Source organism: Streptomyces sp. NPDC031379 (assembly GCF_055569615.1).
On the sequence record NZ_JBVIIT010000018.1, the window covers coordinates 18,948 to 34,580 of the forward strand.

Here is a 15,633-nt window from a genome sequence, read left to right on the forward strand (position 1 = left end):
ATGAAACAGGCCATGCGGCGCAGGGAGTTGACATGCGGATTCACCGCGTGAAGGGGCTCCGTCTCAGCGCGCGAGGAGCTGCTGGGCGCGCTCGAAGAGATGGGTGATCGCCGGGTCGCCGCTCGCCGCGTGGGCGTCCGACGGGTTCAGTATCAGCGAGAGCAGCGCGATGAACGCGAGCGCGGGCAGGGCGAGGGCCCACCAGGGCAGCCGGATGTCGACGCCGCCCGTGGTCGCCGGGTGGGGCCGGGAGTGGGTGCGGGCCGGCATGGTCGCCTCCGTGGGTCTTCGAGCGGGTCCGTGACCGCCTGACGCGGGCACATCTCGAAGCTACGGATCGGGGGGTCGCCAACCCATCCGGAAGTCCACCCAGTTGACCCTGACCCTGACCCCCTAGGGGATGGGGGGGCTAGCTCCACCATCCGGCTGCGGGGGCGGGTGTCACGGGGACGCGATGGTCGCGATGATCGCGATGACGACGAAGATGGCGAAGAACGAGCCGAAGACGAGCAGCATCTTCTTCTGGCCGTTCTTCGGGTTCGGGTCGAGCACAGGCTGCATGCGCCCAGTCTCGCACCCTTCGTCCGGAGCGCTCCGCCGGGGTGGGCGGTCAGCGCGCGGCCGCCTCGTCCTCCACCGTGCGGTCGCGGCCCGCCAGGAAGCCGACCGCGATCTGCGGCACCATCAGGCCCGCCATCAGGGCGATCGGCAGCCCCCAGCCGCCGCTCTGCTGGTAGAGCACTCCGACCAGCAGCGGGCCGGGGATGGAGAGCAGGTAGCCGGCGCTCTGCGCGAAGGCGGACAGCTGGGCCACGCCAGGGCCCGTGCGGGCCCGCATGCCGACCATCGTCAGCGCGAGCGGGAAGGCGCAGTTGGAGACGCCCAGCAGCAGCGCCCAGGCCCAGGCGCCGCCGGCCGGCGCGAAGTACAGGCCGGCGTATCCGGCGAGGCCGCAGACGCCCAGCACCAGGGCGATCGGCCCCTGATGGGGCAGCCGGGTGGCGACCCGGGGGATGACGAAGGCCAGCGGCACGCCCATCACCATGGTGACGGCGAGCAGGAGGCCCGCGGTGCCCGCCGGCACTCCGGCGTCCCTGAAGATCTGCGGCATCCAGCCCATCGTGATGTAGGCGGCGGTGGCCTGGAGGCCGAAGAAGACGGCGAGCGCCCACGCGGTGCGGCTCCGGGTGACGCGCAGCGGAGCCTGTTGTTCCGCCGTACCGTGCCCCTGCTCCCGCTGCTGCGCGGGCGCTGCGTCACGGTCGCGTACGAGCGGCAGCCACGGCAGGACGGCGGCCGCGGCGATGGTCGCCCAGACGGCGAGGCCGGACCGCCAGCTGCCGCCGAACGCGTCGGTCAGCGGGACGGTCACCGCGGCGGCGAGGGAGGTACCGAGGGCGAGGGCCATCGAGTACAGGCCCGTCATGGAGCCGACCCGGTCGGGGAACCAGCGCTTGACGATGACCGGCATCAGGACGTTGCTGACGGCGATGCCCATCAGGGCGAGCGCGCTGGCGGCCAGGAATCCTGCCGTACCGCCCACGTACGGGCGTATCAGCAGGCCCGCGGCGATGGCGGCCATGCCGGCGCACACCACGGCGGCCGGTCCGAACCGGCGGGCCAGGCGCGGCGCGGTGACACCGAAGACCGCGAAGCACAGCGGGGGCACGGAGGTGAGCAGGCCGGCCACACTGCCGCTCATGCCGAGCCCGTCGCGGACCTCCTCCAGCAGCGCGCCGAGGCTGGTGATGGCCGGGCGGAGGTTCAGCGCGGACAGCATGATGCCGACGACGACCAGCCGGGTCGCCCACGCGCGTGTGCGGCCCGCGCCGCGGGTCGTCTCGGGTGTGCTCGCTTCGGCGGCCGTACCGCGTCCGGTCGGTGACATCGCCGTACGGGTCTCCACTGTCCGGGTTTCCTCACTAGCCATGGCACCCATCATAGAATCATGGGATGATTGGTTGTCCATTCCCCGGCCGGTCCAGGCCGGGCCCGTCGTGCGAAGGTGGGCCATGCCCCTGAGCCACCCGCGCCGTTCGGCGCTGTCCGAGCAGGTCATCGCCGAACTGCGGAACCAGATCGCGTCCGGCGAGTGGCCGGTGGGCTCACGCATTCCGACCGAGCCGGAGCTGGTCGAGCAGCTCGGTGTCGCGCGCAACACCGTGCGCGAGGCGGTCCGCGCGCTCGCGCACAACGGTCTGCTGGACATCCGCCAGGGCTCCGGCACCTATGTCGTCGCCACGAGCGAACTGGCCGGCGTGATGCACCGCCGCTTCGCCGACGCCGACCCGCGGCACATCGCCGAGCTGCGCTCCACGCTGGAGTCGGCGGCGGCGAAGCTGGCCGCCGAACGGCGTACCGAACGGGACCTCAAACAACTGGACGCGCTGCTGGCCCGGCGCGAGGAGGCCTGGGAGACGGGCGAGGCGGAGGCCTTCGTGACGGCCGACGCGACCTTCCACCTGGCCGTCGTGGCCGCCTCCCACAACGGCGTCATGACGGCGATGTACGCCGACCTGGGCGAGGTGCTGCGGGACTGGCTGCGCGCGGACGTGGGCGCGGAGCTGACACCGGAGACGCACATGGACCACACACGGCTGGTGGACGCGATCCGCGCCGGGGACGCGGTGGCGGCAGCGGCGGAGGCCGCGAGCTATCCGTTCCTGTGCCGGCCGGACAGGTTCAGCGCGCCCTCTGGTGACTGACCCAGACCGACGCGACGTCCTTCCAGCACCGGCCGGTGAGCCGTACGGTCATGGCGGGCCCGGCGTCCGCCGGAGCGCTGTCGGTGTCGATGTCCCACCAGCGGGCGCACTCGATGTGCAGCCGGACGCGGTCGGTGTCGACATAGGGATTGTGGCAGTAGGCCACCACCTGGGAGCCGCGGACGGACGTGCGGCAGGCGGCGCCGAACAGGCTCGGCGCGGGCGGCTTTCCGTCACCCCCGCGCGCGTGCGACATCGCGTCGTACGGCAGTGAGAGCACGAGGGCCACGGCCACGGTCACCGGGGCCAGGCTGCGGGACAGGCGCACAAGGGGACCTCCTCGGCCGGGCTGCGGAGGGAAATCGCGAGGTGCCGCGTAATCCAGGGTGCGCGGTCGGCTCCTCGCCCTGCCCGATCGGGTACGCCGAACGAGTGACGCCCCGCTCCCGCGCACTGCGGGGAACGGGGCGTCGAGGTAAGACGCGGGTCACGCGCCGATGGCGTGCAGACCACCGTCGACGTGGACGATCTCGCCCGTGGTCTTCGGGAACCAGTCGCTCAGCAGGGCGACGACACCCTTGCCGGCCGGCTCCGGGTCCTTCAGGTCCCACTCCAGCGGGGAACGGGTGTCCCAGACCGAGGCCAGCTCGCTGAAGCCCGGGATGGACTTGGCGGCCATGGAGCCGATCGGGCCCGCCGAGATGAGGTTGCAGCGGATGTTCTGCTTGCCCAGGTCGCGCGCCATGTAGCGGTTGGTGGCCTCCAGGGCGGCCTTGGCCGGGCCCATCCAGTCGTACTGCGGCCAGGCGTACTGGGCGTCGAAGGTGAGGCCGACGACCGAGCCGCCGTTCTGCATCAGCGGCAGGCAGGCCATGGTCAGCGACTTCAGGGAGAACGCCGAGACGTGCATGGCGGTCGCGACCGACTCGAACGGCGTGTTGAGGAAGTTGCCGCCGAGCGCGTCCTGCGGGGCGAAGCCGATGGAGTGGACGATGCCGTCGAGGCCGCCCAGCTCCTCACCGACGACGTCGGCCAGACGCGCGAGGTGCTCCTCGTTCGTCACGTCCAGCTCGATGACCTTGGTCGGCTTCGGCAGCTTCTTGGCGATGCGCTCGGTCAGCGTGGGCCGCGGGAAGGCGGTCAGGATGATCTCGGCGCCCTGCTCCTGGGCGAGCTTGGCGACGTGGAAGGCGATGGAGGACTCCATCAGCACACCCGTGATCAGGATGCGCTTGCCCTCGAGGATTCCGCTCATGGTGATCAGTGACCCATTCCCAGTCCGCCGTCAACGGGGATGACGGCTCCAGTGATGTACGAGGCGTCGTCCGAGGCGAGGAACCGCACCGTCGCGGCGATCTCCTCCGGCTGCGCGTAACGGCCGAGCGGCACCTGGGACACGATGTTCTGGCGCTGCTCGTCGGTGAGCGCCTTGGTCATGTCGGTGTCGACGAAGCCGGGCGCGACGACGTTGAAGGTGAGGTTGCGCGAGCCCAGCTCACGGGCGAGGGAGCGCGCGAAGCCGACCAGGGCGGCCTTGGAGGCGGCGTAGTTCGCCTGCCCCGCCGAGCCGAGCAGGCCGACCACGGACGAGATCAGGACGACGCGGCCCTTCTTGGCGCGGAGCATGCCGCGGTTGGCGCGCTTGACGACGCGGAAGGTGCCGGTGAGGTTGGTGTCGATGACCGAGGTGAAGTCCTCCTCGGACATGCGCATCAGGAGCTGGTCCCTGGTGACGCCCGCGTTGGCGATCAGGACCTCGACCGGACCGTGCTGGTCCTCGATCTCCTTGTAGGCCTGCTCCACCTGCTCCGGGTCGGTGATGTCGCACTTGACGGCGAGGAAGCCGGCCGGCGGCTCACCCGAGCGGTACGTGATCGCGACCTTGTCGCCGGCGTCGGCGAATGCGCGGGCGATGGCGAGGCCGATGCCCCGGTTGCCTCCGGTGACGAGAACCGAGCGGCTCAACGGATCACCCTTTCGATAGCGGTCTGATGCGGTCGGACAACCCGCCCGAACACCTGGATGGCAGGCGGCTTCATCGAAAACCTATCGGTAGCGCCCCTGCCGTGGGCAATCGGGCACCGACAGTGGCTCGGGGGTGTCACTGTCGGATCCCTACAGAACGGCCCCCTCCGGGGAGCCAAAGGTGTGGTCCGCCGGGCCGGTCCCGCGACATGATCGGAGCCGACAGGCCACGACAGCAGGGAGACCTCGGTGCCTCATTCCATCGACGAAGCCTTCACGGCGCTTCCCCTACGGGCCCTCGCGGACGCCGCGCTCGCACGCGCGCGTGCGCTGGGGGCCGAGCACGCGGACTTCCGGTTCGAGCGGGTGCGCAGCGCGTCCTGGCGGCTGCGTGACGCCAAGCCGGCCGGGTCGTCGGACACCACCGACCTCGGGTACGCGGTCCGGGTCGTGCACGGCGGTACGTGGGGCTTCGCGTCCGGGGTCGACCTGACCATGGACGCCGCCGCGCGGGTCGCCTCGCAGGCGGTGGCGATGGCCAAGCTCTCGGCCCAGGTCATCAGCGCGGCGGGCTCCGAGGAGCGGGTGGAGCTGGCCGACGAGCCGGTGCACGCGGACCGTACGTGGATCTCGTCGTACGAGATCGACCCGTTCTCGGTGCCGGACGAGGAGAAGGCCGCGCTGCTGGCGCAGTGGAGCGAGCGGCTGCTGGCCGCGAACGGCGTCAACCACGTCGACGCCTCGCTGCTCACCGTCCACGAGAACAAGTTCTACGCGGACACCGCCGGTACCGTGACGACCCAGCAGCGGGTGCGGCTGCATCCGCAGCTGACGGCCGTGTCCGTGGACGAGTCGAGCGGCGAGTTCGACTCCATGCGGACCATCGCCCCGCCGGTCGGGCGCGGCTGGGAGTACCTGACCGGGACCGGCTGGGACTGGGACGCCGAGCTGGAGCGGATCCCGGAGCTGCTCGCCGAGAAGATGCGGGCGCCGAGCGTGGAGCCGGGCCTGTACGACCTGGTGGTCGACCCGTCCAACCTGTGGCTGACCATCCACGAGTCCATCGGGCACGCCACCGAGCTGGACCGCGCCCTCGGCTACGAGGCCGCCTACGCCGGCACCTCCTTCGCCACCTTCGACCAGCTCGGCAAGCTGAAGTACGGCTCCGAGCTGATGAACGTCACGGGCGACCGCACCGCCGAGCACGGGCTCGCGACGATCGGCTACGACGACGAGGGCGTCGAGGGGCAGTCCTGGGACCTGGTGAAGGACGGCACGCTGGTGGGCTACCAGCTGGACCGGCGGATCGCCCGGCTGACCGGCTTCGACCGGTCCAACGGGTGCGCGTACGCCGACTCCCCCGCCCATGTGCCCGTGCAGCGCATGGCCAATGTGTCCCTGCTCCCGGACCCGGCCGGGCTGTCCACCGACGACCTGATCGGGGGCGTCGACCGGGGCATCTACGTCGTCGGCGACCGGTCCTGGTCGATCGACATGCAGCGGTACAACTTCCAGTTCACCGGCCAGCGCTTCTTCAAGATCGAGAACGGGCGGATCACCGGGCAGCTGAAGGACGTCGCCTACCAGGCCACGACCACCGACTTCTGGGGGTCGATGGCAGCGGTCGGCGGCCCGCAGACCTACGTTCTCGGCGGTGCCTTCAACTGCGGCAAGGCCCAGCCGGGACAGGTGGCCGCGGTGTCCCACGGCTGCCCCTCCGCCCTCTTCAAGAGCGTCAACATCCTCAACACGACCCAGGAGGCCGGCCGATGACCGCCCGCACCAACAAGCCGCACGAGGTCGTCGAGCAGGCCCTGGCGTTGTCCCGGGCCGACGGTTGTGTCGTGATCGCCGACGAGCACTCGACCGCCAACCTGCGCTGGGCCGGCAACGCCCTCACCACGAACGGGGTGACGCGCGGCCGTACGCTCACCGTGATCGCGACGGTGGACGGCAAGGAGGGCACCGCCTCCGGTGTCGTCTCCCGGTCGGCGGTCACCGCGGAGGAGCTGGAGCCGCTGGTGCGGGCCGCGGAGGCCGCCGCGCGCGGAGCCGGACCCGCCGAGGACGCGCAGCCCCTGGTCGGCGGGGTGCCGGAGTCCCCGGACTTCACGGACGCGCCCGCCGAGACCTCCTCCGCCGTGTTCGCCGACTTCGCCCCGGCGCTCGGCGAGGCCTTCGCACGCGCGCGTGCGGGCGGCCGGGAGCTGTACGGCTTCGCCAACCACGAGCTGGTCTCGACGTACGTGGGCACGTCCACCGGGCTGCGCCTCCGGCACGACCAGCCCACCGGCACGCTGGAGCTGAACGCCAAGTCCCCGGACCGCACGCGCTCGGCGTGGGCCGGCCGGTCCACGCGGGACTTCAAGGACGTCGACCCGGGCGCGCTCGACGCCGAGCTGGCCGTGCGGCTCGGCTGGGCCGAGCGGCGCGTGGAACTGCCCGCGGGCCGCTACGAGACGCTGCTGCCGCCGACCGCGGTCGCGGACCTGCTGATCTACCAGCTGTGGTCGGCCTCGGGCCGGGACGCGGCCGAGGGGCGGACGGTGTTCTCCAAGCCGGGCGGCGGCACGCGCATCGGCGAGAAGCTCTCCGAGCTGCCGCTCACCCTGCGCAGCGACCCGAACGAGCCGGGCCTGGAGTGCCCGCCCTTCGTGGTCGCCCACTCCTCCGGCGGCGATCAGTCGGTGTTCGACAACGGGCTGCCGACGCGGTCCACCGAGTGGGTCTCCGGGGGTGTGCTCAGGCACCTGACGACCACCCGGCACAGCGCGGGCCTGACCGGGCTGCCGGTCGCCCCCGTGCTCGGCAACCTGATCCTGGACGGCGGTGATGACCGCTCCCTGGAGGAGATGGTCGCGAGCACCGAGCGAGGGCTGCTGCTGACCTGCCTGTGGTACATCCGTGAGGTCGACCCGGCGACGCTGCTGCTCACCGGCCTGACGAGGGACGGGGTCTACCTCGTGGAGAACGGCGAGGTGACCGGGCAGGTGAACAATTTCCGGTTCAACGAGTCGCCGGTGAACCTGCTGGGCCGGGCCACGGAGGCCGGCCGCACGGAGAAGACGCTGCCGCGCGAGTGGAGCGACTGGTTCACCCGGGCCGCGATGCCCGCGCTGCGCATCCCGGATTTCAACATGAGTTCTGTCAGCCAGGGCGTATAACCTCGTAGTCGGCTGTCACCCGACCGCCCGAAGATCATCGAGGAGACACGAGAACCGTGACGGACATCGTCGACGAGCTGAAGTGGCGTGGGCTCATCGCCCTCTCCACGGACGAGGACGCACTGCGCAAGGCGTTCGCGGACGGCCCCGTCACGTTCTATTGCGGCTTCGACCCGACCGCGCCCAGTCTGCACCTCGGCAACCTCGTGCAGATCCTGACCATGCGCCGGATCCAGCAGGCGGGCAACCGCCCGCTGGGCCTGGTCGGCGGCGCCACGGGGCTGATCGGCGACCCGAAGCCGACCGCGGAGCGCACGCTGAACTCCCCCGAGGTCGTCGCCGGCTGGGTCGAGCGGCTGCGCGCGCAGATCGAGCCGCTGCTCGACTTCGAGGGGCCGAACGCGGCGATCATGGTCAACAACCTGGACTGGACCCAGGGCATGTCGGCCATCGAGTTCCTGCGGGACATCGGCAAGCACTTCCGGGTCAACAAGATGATCGCCAAGGAGGCCGTCTCCCGGCGTCTCAACTCCGACGCGGGCATCAGCTACACCGAGTTCAGCTACCAGATCCTGCAAGGCATGGACTTCCTGGAGCTGTACCGGCGCCACGGCTGCACGCTGCAGACCGGCGGCAGCGACCAGTGGGGCAACCTCACGTCGGGCACGGACCTGATCCACCGGGTCGAGCCGGACGCCGTGGTGCACGCGCTGGGCACGCCGCTGATCACCAAGGCGGACGGGACCAAGTTCGGCAAGACCGAGTCCGGCACGGTCTGGCTCGACCCCGAGATGACCACGCCGTACGCGTTCTACCAGTTCTGGGTCAACGCGGACGACCGGGACGTCTCCAAGTTCCTGCGCATCTTCAGCTTCCGGTCCCGTGAGGAGATCGAGGAGCTGGAGCGGCAGACCGAGGAGCGCCCGCAGGCCCGGGCCGCGCAGCGCGCGCTCGCCGAGGAGCTGACGACGCTGGTGCACGGCGCCGCCCAGACGGAGGCGGTGATCGCCGCGTCCAAGGCGCTGTTCGGCCAGGGCGAGCTGGCGGAGCTGGACGAGCGGACGCTGGCCGCGGCGCTGTCCGAGCTGCCGCACATCCAGGTCGCCGAGCTGGGCCTGGTCACCGACCTGTTCGCCGAGGTCGGCCTGGTGGCCAGCAAGTCCGCCGCGCGGCGGACGGTCAAGGAGGGCGGGGCCTACGTGAACAACGTGAAGGTGGCCGCCGAGGACGCCGTCGCCGCGGCGGAGGACCTGATCCACGGGCGCTGGCTGGTGCTGCGTCGAGGGAAGAGGAACCTCGCCGCGGTGGAGGTCGTTTCCGCCTAGCGCCCTGAGGGCGCGGGTGATCTGACGTGCGCCCGCGGGGGCGTGGGTGATCCGCGGCTGCGGCCGTCTCCCGGTCGCTCGCGCCCCCTCGGTTCTCTCTAGGCGCCGACCCGCTGCTGCTTCCTCTTGCCCAGCGTCGCCATGTAGAGGGCGTCCACGGCTGCGACGATGATGATCGCGGCCACGAGCTGGAAGAGGTGCCGGCTCCAGTCGATGCCGGGGGTCGCCTCGACGCCGACGGCGCGGGCGACGGCGTTGCCCACGATGGCGCCGAGGATGCCGCAGATGGTGGTCAGCCACAGGGGGCTGTGCTGCTTGCCCGGGATGATCGCTTTGGCGATCAGGCCCAGCACGAATCCCACGATGATCGCCCACAACCAGCCCATGGCTGCCTCCTCGTACAGCTCGACGTGAGCATTACGGCCAGTGTGGGTCGGCCCGCCGTAGGGCGCATGTCGGGTTCCCCCGTGCGCGGCAGGCAGAAGGCGTTGCCCCTGGCAGCGACGGGCGACCCGGTCTCGTGGGCGGCGGGGGCGCGGCGTAACGTGGAGGTGTCCCGGCCCGGTTCCCCGCCGGGCATGGACGACGGTACGGGCCGGGGGAGAGTCCGATGCGGGCGGATGGTGGACTGTGATGCGGAAACAGCACGGCGGCGTCCAGGTGTTTCGGATCACCGGTGCCCGGACGGGACTCGCGGAGGACGTACGGGGTCGGCAGCGGCGGTACGTCATCTCGATGTCGGTCCGCACCGTGTCGGTGATTCTCGCGGCCACGCTCTGGAACGTCGAACGGCACGTCGCGATCGTGGCGCTGGTGGCCGGTGCGCTCCTGCCCTACGTCGCCGTGGTGATCGCGAACGCGGGCCGGGAGCGGCCGCCGTCCCTGCCTTCCACGTTCGTCACCACGCCGATGCGCCCGATGATCACGCCGTCGCGAGCCGACGAGGGACCGGCGGCGCCCACGGCGGAAGACGCGCCGCCGAATCCGGCGGCCGGAGTGCGCGGTGAGCCGCCCCGCCCGGCATGACCGGGATGCTCAAGAAAAGCTCAGATCAATCGTGCAGTTCCAGTGCCGGGCGACGGGTTACCCGTGACATACTGCGTACGCGCTCCGCATCCCCCGTCGGAGCGACGGACCGACGCCGGGCAGCTCCCCCCGTGGCTGCTCGGCGTCGCCTTGTTTACGGGGCTTTGTGAGACGGAGCCAGTGACCAGCCTGTGAGTGAGACGCCTGTCTGTTCGGCCAAGGGGTGCCGCGTCGATGCCGTGTGGGTGCTGGCGTGGAACAACCCGAAGATCCATACGCCGGAGCGGCGCAAGACGTGGCTGGCCTGCGAGGAACACCGCGAACACCTGGCGCAGTTCCTCGGGGTGCGCGGGTTCCTGAAGGATGTCGTGCTGCTCGCGGAGTGGGAGAAAGGGAGCGACTGAGGTCGTCTCCCCGCCTCCCTGAGCGGGTCGGTCAACCGCCGATCGCGGACATGGGCCGGTCCGGCTGGACGAACGAGGGGTCGTCCAGGCCCGCTCCGGCCTTCTTGCCCCACATCGCCAGCTTCCAGATCCGGGCGATCTCCTCGTCGGGGGCGCCGGAGCGCAGGGCGGCGCGCAGATCGGTCTCCTCGGTGGCGAACAGGCAGGTCCGTATCTGGCCGTCGGCGGTCAGGCGGGTGCGGTCGCAGGCCGCGCAGAACGGGCGGGTGACCGAGGCGATCACGCCGACCCGGTGCGGGCCGCCGTCGACCAGCCAGCGCTCCGCCGGTGCCGAGCCGCGCTCGTCCGCGCCCTCGGGGGTGAGGTCGAAGCGGGTGCGCAGGGAGGTGAGGATGTCCCCTGCGGTGACCATGCCCTCGCGCTTCCAGCCGTGCTGGGCGTCCAGGGGCATCTGCTCGATGAACCGCAGTTCGTAGTCGTGTTCGACGGCCCAGGCCAGCAGGTCGGGGGCCTCGTCGTCGTTCAGGCCCGGCATCAGGACCGAGTTGACCTTGACCGGGGTGAGGCCCGCGTCGCGGGCGGCCTGCAGGCCTTCGAGGACGTCCTTGTGGCGGTCCCGGCGGGTGAGGGTCTTGAAGACGTCCGGGCGGAGGGTGTCCAGGGAGACGTTGACCCGGTCCAGGCCCGCCGCCTTGAGGGCGGTCGCGGTGCGCTTGAGGCCGATGCCGTTGGTGGTGAGGGACATCTGGGGGCGCGGGTCGAGGGCCGCGACGCGTTCGACGATGCCGGGCAGGCCCGGGCGCAGCAGGGGCTCGCCGCCGGTGAAGCGGACCTCATCGATGCCGAGCGTGCGGACCGCGATGTCGATGAGGCGGACGATCTCGTCGTCGGTGAGCAGGTCGGGCTTGGCCAGCCACTGCAGGCCCTCCTCGGGCATGCAGTAGGTACAGCGCAGATTGCACCGGTCGGTCAGCGAGACCCTCAGGTCGGTGGCCACCCGGCCGTAGGTGTCGATGAGCACGTGGGCCCCCTCCCTCTCCCGATCACTCATATTCGGTCACGCGTGAGTCATCCGTCACCTGCGAGCCTACGTGACACCGCTGACATCGACAGCGGCCCGATCCCACGAGGTACGACGCGGCCGCGTCGTAGGACCGTACAGTCCTCGTCGACGCGGCCGTCCGTACGAAGGCTCAGTGCGCTCCGGTGCCGGTCAGGGACCGCACCTCCAGTTCGGCGTACTTGCCGGTGTCCGGGACCTCCTTGGACAGCAGGGTGCCCACGGCGCCCAGCAGGAAGCCGACCGGGATGGAGATGATCCCGGGGTTCTCCAGCGGGAACCAGTGGAAGTCGACGTCGGGGAACATCGAGGTCGGCTTGCCGGACACGACCGGTGAGAACAGGACCAGGCCGACCGCGGTGACCAGGCCGCCGTAGATCGACCACAGGGCGCCCGCGGTGGTGAACCGCTTCCAGAACAGGCTGTACAGGATGGTCGGCAGGTTGGCGGAGGCCGCGACGGCGAAGGCCAGGGCGACCAGGCCGGCCACGTTGAGGTCGCGGGCGAGGGCGCCGAGGACGATCGAGACCGCGCCGATGCCGACGGTGGCCCAGCGGGCGGCGCCGATCTCCTGCTTCTCGGTGGCCTGCCCCTTCCTGATGACGTTGGCGTAGATGTCGTGGGCGAAGGAGGAGGACGAGGCCAGGGTGAGGCCGGCGACGACCGCGAGGATGGTGGCGAAGGCGACCGCCGAGATGGTGGCCAGCAGGACGGCGCCCCAGTTGGAGTCCACTCCCCCGAGGTGGAGGGCGAGGAGGGGGGCCGCGGTGTTGCCCGCCTTGTTGGAGGCGATGATCTCGTCCGGCTTGATCAGCGCGGCGGCGCCGAAGCCGAGGGCGAGGGTCATCAGGTAGAACGCGCCGATCAGGCCGATCGCCCAGATCACGGACTTGCGGGCGGCCTTGGCCGTGGGGACGGTGTAGAAGCGGATCAGGATGTGCGGCAGGCCCGCGGTGCCGAGGACCAGGGCGATGCCCAGCGAGATGAAGTCCAGCTTGGTGGTGCCGGTCGCGCCGTACTTCAGGCCGGGCTCCAGGAACGCCGAGCCCTTGCCGCTGTTGTCGGCGGCCTCGCCCAGCAGGTCCGAGATGTTGAAGTCGAACTTGAGCAGGACCAGGAAGGTCAGCAGCAGGGCGCCGACGATCAGCAGCACCGCCTTGACCATCTGGACCCAGGTGGTGCCCTTCATGCCGCCGATGGTGACGTACACGATCATCAGGACGCCGACCAGGGCGACGATGCCGATCTTGCCGCCGTCGCTGGTGATGCCCAGCAGGAGCGAGACGAGGACGCCGGCGCCTGCCATCTGGGCCAGCAGGTAGAAGATCGAGACGACGATCGTGGAGGTGCCGGCGGCCGTGCGGACGGGACGCTGGCGCATCCGGTAGGCCAGCACGTCGCCCATCGTGTAGCGGCCGGAGTTGCGCAGCGGCTCGGCGACCAGGAGCAGGGCGACCAGCCAGGCGACCAGGAAGCCGATGGAGTACAGGAAGCCGTCGTAGCCGAAGAGGGCGATGGCGCCGGCGATTCCGAGGAAGGACGCGGCGGACATGTAGTCGCCGGAGACGGCGAGGCCGTTCTGGAAGCCGGTGAACTGCCGTCCGCCGGCGTAGAAGTCGGCGGCGTCCTTGGTCTGCCGACCCGCCCAGACGGTGATGACGAGGGTCGCGGCGACGAACACCGCGAACAGCGTGATGATCAGCGTGCGGTGCTCGCTCGCCTCGCCTGCGGCCAGCAGGGTGTGCTGTGCGGGGCTCATGCTCCGCCCTCCATCCGGGACTTGATGGCCTTCGCCTTGGGGTCGAGCTTGGCGGCGGCGTGCCGCGCGTACCACCAGGCGATGAGGAACGTGGTGAGGAACTGGGCGAGGCCCAGGACGAGGGCGACGTTGATGTTGCCGGCCACCTTGGTGCCCATGAAGCCGCCCGCGTAGTTGGACAGCAGGACGTACAGCAGGTACCAGGCGATGAAGGCGATGGTCAGCGGAAAGGCGAAGGAGCGGTGGGCATGGCGCAGTTCACCGAACTCCGCGCTCTGCTGCACCTCGGTGAACTCCTCGGTGGAGGGAAGGGAAGCTTGGGGTTTCGCGGGTGGCGGTGTCTCGGTAGCCACGGGCTCTCCTCGCGTCGCGGACAGGCGCTGTCCGGCCTCACAGGACGGGGACACGTTACCGGCAGTCGCAACCCGACTCCGTTGCGTGATACCGGCGGGGGGCCGCGATCCTGACGGGCCCTCCGTCCACGGTCACGGCGCCGCGCGGGGAGCGGTTCAAGTCCGTCGGGCTCTTTCGGAGACGGGGCGCGGAAGATAGCTTCGGCCTGCACCACCCGTCATGTACCTGCCCGAGCGCCACCTGTGTCTCGGGCGGTTTCGTATCCGGATGATGTGGAGATCCCATGGTTCATCTGCGCTCCAGACGCCGGCTCGCGCTCGCCGTGCCGGTCGTGCTGTCGCTGACCGCCTCGCTCGGCTTCCTGCCGACGGCGGCCTTTGCCGCTCCCACGAAGGCGACGGCGGCGCGGGCGGCGGACGGCCCGAACCTCACGTACGTGGTCAACACCCGTACGGACCGCCGCACGATCGAGTCCGTGCGGCGGGAGATCACCCGCAACGGCGGCACCGTGGTGGCCGGTTACGACAAGATCGGTGTGATCGTCGTCCACTCCGCGAACCCCGACTTCGGGCCGCGGATCCGCGCGGTGCGCGGGGTGCAGTCGGCGGGTGCCACGCGCACGTCGGCGCTGAGCGCGGCGGGGACGACGGACGAGGGCGCGGTGCAGGTCCTGTCCCGGGCTCAGGCCGCGCAGCTCGCCCGGGGCGCCGCGGCGGGCGAGGAGCCGCTGGAGGCGGACCAGTGGGACCTGCGGGCGATCGGCGCCGACCGGGCCGCTCGGATCGACCCGGGCAGCAGGAGCGTGACCGTCGGTGTGATCGACACGGGCGTCGACGACACCCACCCGGACATCGCGCCGAACTTCTCCCCCTCCCAGTCGGCGAACTGCGTCAGCGGCAAGGCGGACACGACGTACGGCGCGTGGCGGCCGGTGGACGCGGACCACTACCACGGCACCCATGTGGCAGGTGAGATCGCGGCGGCCCGCAACGGCATCGGCGTGGCCGGCGTGGCGCCCGGTGTGAAGGTCGCGAGCATCACGGTGGCCCAGCCGGACGCCGGCTCGCTGTTCTTCCCGGAGAGCGTGGTCTGCGCCTTCGTGTTCGCCGCCGACCACGGCATCGAGATCACCAACAACAGCTACTACGTCGACCCGTGGCTGTACAACTGCATGGACGACCCCGATCAACGGGCCATCGTGGACGCGGTCGACAGGGCCCAGCTGTACGCCCGGGACAAGGGCACGCTCAACGTGGCCTCGGCGGGCAACTCCAACGACGACCTGGACTCGGACGCGATCGTGGACGACTCCAGCCCCGACGACTCGACGCCCGCGACCCGGACGGTCGACCCGCACGAGTGCTTCGACATACCGACCCAGCTGCCCGGTGTGGTGACCGTGAGCGCGGTGGGGGTGAAGGGCACCAAGTCGTACTACTCCAGCTACGGCCAGGGCGTCGTCGACGTGGCGGGGCCGGGCGGCGACAAGTACCAGATCCCGGACACCCCGTCGAAGAACGGCCGCATCCTGTCCACGCTGCCGAACAACCAGTACGGCTTCCTCCAGGGCACGTCGATGGCCTCCCCGCACGTGGCCGCGGTGGCCGCGCTGCTGAAATCGGCCCACCCGCACGCCACGCCCGCCCAGTTGCAGGCCCTGCTGAAGGCCCAGGCGGACAACCCGGGCTGCCCGGCCGGCCCCTACGACGGTGACGGCGACGGGGTCGTGGACGCGACCTGCGCCGGAGGCAAGCGCGTCAACGGCTTCTACGGCTTCGGCGTCGTCGACGCGCTGCGTGCAGTCAAGTAGCAGCCAGGCGAACGCCGTCCCGTGAGGGCATCCCGCCCGGCACGCTCGTACCGCGAACGAA

General features: G+C 70.8%; 17 protein-coding genes. 7 read left to right on the plus strand and 10 right to left on the minus strand.

The window, feature by feature from the left end; translation table 11 throughout:
* Positions 1–63 precede the first annotated feature (63 nt).
* From ACZ5CW_RS24800 to ACZ5CW_RS24810, 3 genes are all read right to left on the minus strand, one after another.
* Positions 64–270: a hypothetical protein gene (locus tag ACZ5CW_RS24800; RefSeq protein ID WP_468604870.1), complete on the minus strand. Its 207-nt coding sequence runs from the start codon at positions 268–270 to the stop codon at positions 64–66.
* A 171-nt stretch (positions 271–441) separates the two neighbouring features.
* On the minus strand, positions 442–561 hold the full coding sequence (locus ACZ5CW_RS24805; RefSeq protein WP_468604872.1) for an SGM_5486 family transporter-associated protein: 120 nt from the start codon (positions 559–561) through the stop codon (positions 442–444).
* Positions 562–610: 49 nt separating this feature from the next.
* Positions 611–1,930, minus strand: a complete 1,320-nt coding sequence (locus ACZ5CW_RS24810; protein ID WP_468604874.1) for a CynX/NimT family MFS transporter — start codon at positions 1,928–1,930, stop codon at positions 611–613.
* 82 nt (positions 1,931–2,012) lie between these two features.
* Between ACZ5CW_RS24810 and ACZ5CW_RS24815 the strand changes: the two genes are divergently transcribed.
* Positions 2,013–2,705, plus strand: a complete 693-nt coding sequence (locus ACZ5CW_RS24815; RefSeq protein ID WP_468604876.1) for a FadR/GntR family transcriptional regulator — start codon at positions 2,013–2,015, stop codon at positions 2,703–2,705.
* On the opposite strand, the gene ACZ5CW_RS24820 is transcribed toward ACZ5CW_RS24815, so the two are convergent.
* The 3 genes from ACZ5CW_RS24820 to fabG all read right to left on the minus strand — a co-directional run bounded on the left by ACZ5CW_RS24820 (position 2,683) and on the right by fabG (position 4,670).
* A complete protein-coding gene (locus ACZ5CW_RS24820; protein ID WP_468604878.1) occupies positions 2,683–3,033 on the minus strand; it encodes a hypothetical protein in 351 nt (116 codons plus the stop codon). The two genes, ACZ5CW_RS24815 and ACZ5CW_RS24820, sit on opposite strands and share 23 nt — an antisense overlap.
* Positions 3,034–3,192: 159 nt before the next feature.
* A complete protein-coding gene (gene fabI / locus ACZ5CW_RS24825; protein WP_468604880.1) occupies positions 3,193–3,960 on the minus strand; it encodes an enoyl-ACP reductase FabI in 768 nt (255 codons plus the stop codon).
* A gap of 5 nt (positions 3,961–3,965) precedes the next feature.
* Positions 3,966–4,670: a 3-oxoacyl-[acyl-carrier-protein] reductase gene (gene fabG, locus ACZ5CW_RS24830; protein WP_468604882.1), complete on the minus strand. Its 705-nt coding sequence runs from the start codon at positions 4,668–4,670 to the stop codon at positions 3,966–3,968.
* A 249-nt stretch (positions 4,671–4,919) separates the two neighbouring features.
* Here fabG and ACZ5CW_RS24835 point away from each other — a divergent pair, with 249 nt between their 5' ends.
* From ACZ5CW_RS24835 to tyrS, 3 genes are read left to right on the plus strand one after another with little or no spacing between them, the layout of a single operon-like run.
* Complete coding sequence (locus ACZ5CW_RS24835; RefSeq protein ID WP_468604885.1) at positions 4,920–6,443, plus strand: TldD/PmbA family protein; 1,524 nt, start codon at positions 4,920–4,922, stop codon at positions 6,441–6,443.
* On the plus strand, positions 6,440–7,834 hold the full coding sequence (locus ACZ5CW_RS24840; RefSeq protein WP_468604887.1) for a metallopeptidase TldD-related protein: 1,395 nt from the start codon (positions 6,440–6,442) through the stop codon (positions 7,832–7,834). Before ACZ5CW_RS24835 ends, ACZ5CW_RS24840 begins: the two co-directional genes overlap by 4 nt.
* 56 nt (positions 7,835–7,890) lie before the next feature.
* Entirely contained in the window at positions 7,891–9,159 is a 1,269-nt protein-coding gene (gene tyrS / locus ACZ5CW_RS24845; protein ID WP_468604889.1) for a tyrosine--tRNA ligase, read from the plus strand.
* A 98-nt stretch (positions 9,160–9,257) separates the two neighbouring features.
* On the opposite strand, the gene ACZ5CW_RS24850 is transcribed toward tyrS, so the two are convergent.
* Positions 9,258–9,545 (minus strand): GlsB/YeaQ/YmgE family stress response membrane protein, encoded by a 288-nt coding sequence (locus ACZ5CW_RS24850; RefSeq protein WP_468604891.1) that lies wholly within the window; start codon positions 9,543–9,545, stop codon positions 9,258–9,260.
* A 247-nt stretch (positions 9,546–9,792) separates the two neighbouring features.
* Here ACZ5CW_RS24850 and ACZ5CW_RS24855 point away from each other — a divergent pair, with 247 nt between their 5' ends.
* Both ACZ5CW_RS24855 and ACZ5CW_RS24860 read left to right on the plus strand, forming a co-directional pair.
* Positions 9,793–10,185: a DUF3099 domain-containing protein gene (locus ACZ5CW_RS24855; protein WP_468604893.1), complete on the plus strand. Its 393-nt coding sequence runs from the start codon at positions 9,793–9,795 to the stop codon at positions 10,183–10,185.
* 191 nt (positions 10,186–10,376) lie between these two features.
* Positions 10,377–10,589, plus strand: coding sequence for a hypothetical protein (locus ACZ5CW_RS24860; protein ID WP_468604895.1), 213 nt, complete (start codon positions 10,377–10,379; stop codon positions 10,587–10,589).
* Positions 10,590–10,620: 31 nt separating this feature from the next.
* Here ACZ5CW_RS24860 and moaA read toward each other — a convergent pair whose 3' ends face one another.
* The 3 genes from moaA to ACZ5CW_RS24875 form a co-directional block, all read right to left on the minus strand.
* Complete coding sequence (gene moaA / locus ACZ5CW_RS24865) at positions 10,621–11,610, minus strand: GTP 3',8-cyclase MoaA (RefSeq protein ID WP_468604897.1); 990 nt, start codon at positions 11,608–11,610, stop codon at positions 10,621–10,623.
* Positions 11,611–11,782: 172 nt separating this feature from the next.
* Positions 11,783–13,408, minus strand: a complete 1,626-nt coding sequence (locus tag ACZ5CW_RS24870; protein WP_468604899.1) for a solute symporter family protein — start codon at positions 13,406–13,408, stop codon at positions 11,783–11,785.
* Positions 13,405–13,761, minus strand: coding sequence for a DUF485 domain-containing protein (locus ACZ5CW_RS24875; RefSeq protein ID WP_468604901.1), 357 nt, complete (start codon positions 13,759–13,761; stop codon positions 13,405–13,407). Before ACZ5CW_RS24875 ends, ACZ5CW_RS24870 begins: the two co-directional genes overlap by 4 nt.
* Before the next feature lie 284 nt (positions 13,762–14,045).
* Between ACZ5CW_RS24875 and ACZ5CW_RS24880 the strand changes: the two genes are divergently transcribed.
* On the plus strand, positions 14,046–15,572 hold the full coding sequence (locus ACZ5CW_RS24880) for a S8 family serine peptidase (RefSeq protein ID WP_468604903.1): 1,527 nt from the start codon (positions 14,046–14,048) through the stop codon (positions 15,570–15,572).
* Positions 15,573–15,633 lie beyond the last annotated feature (61 nt).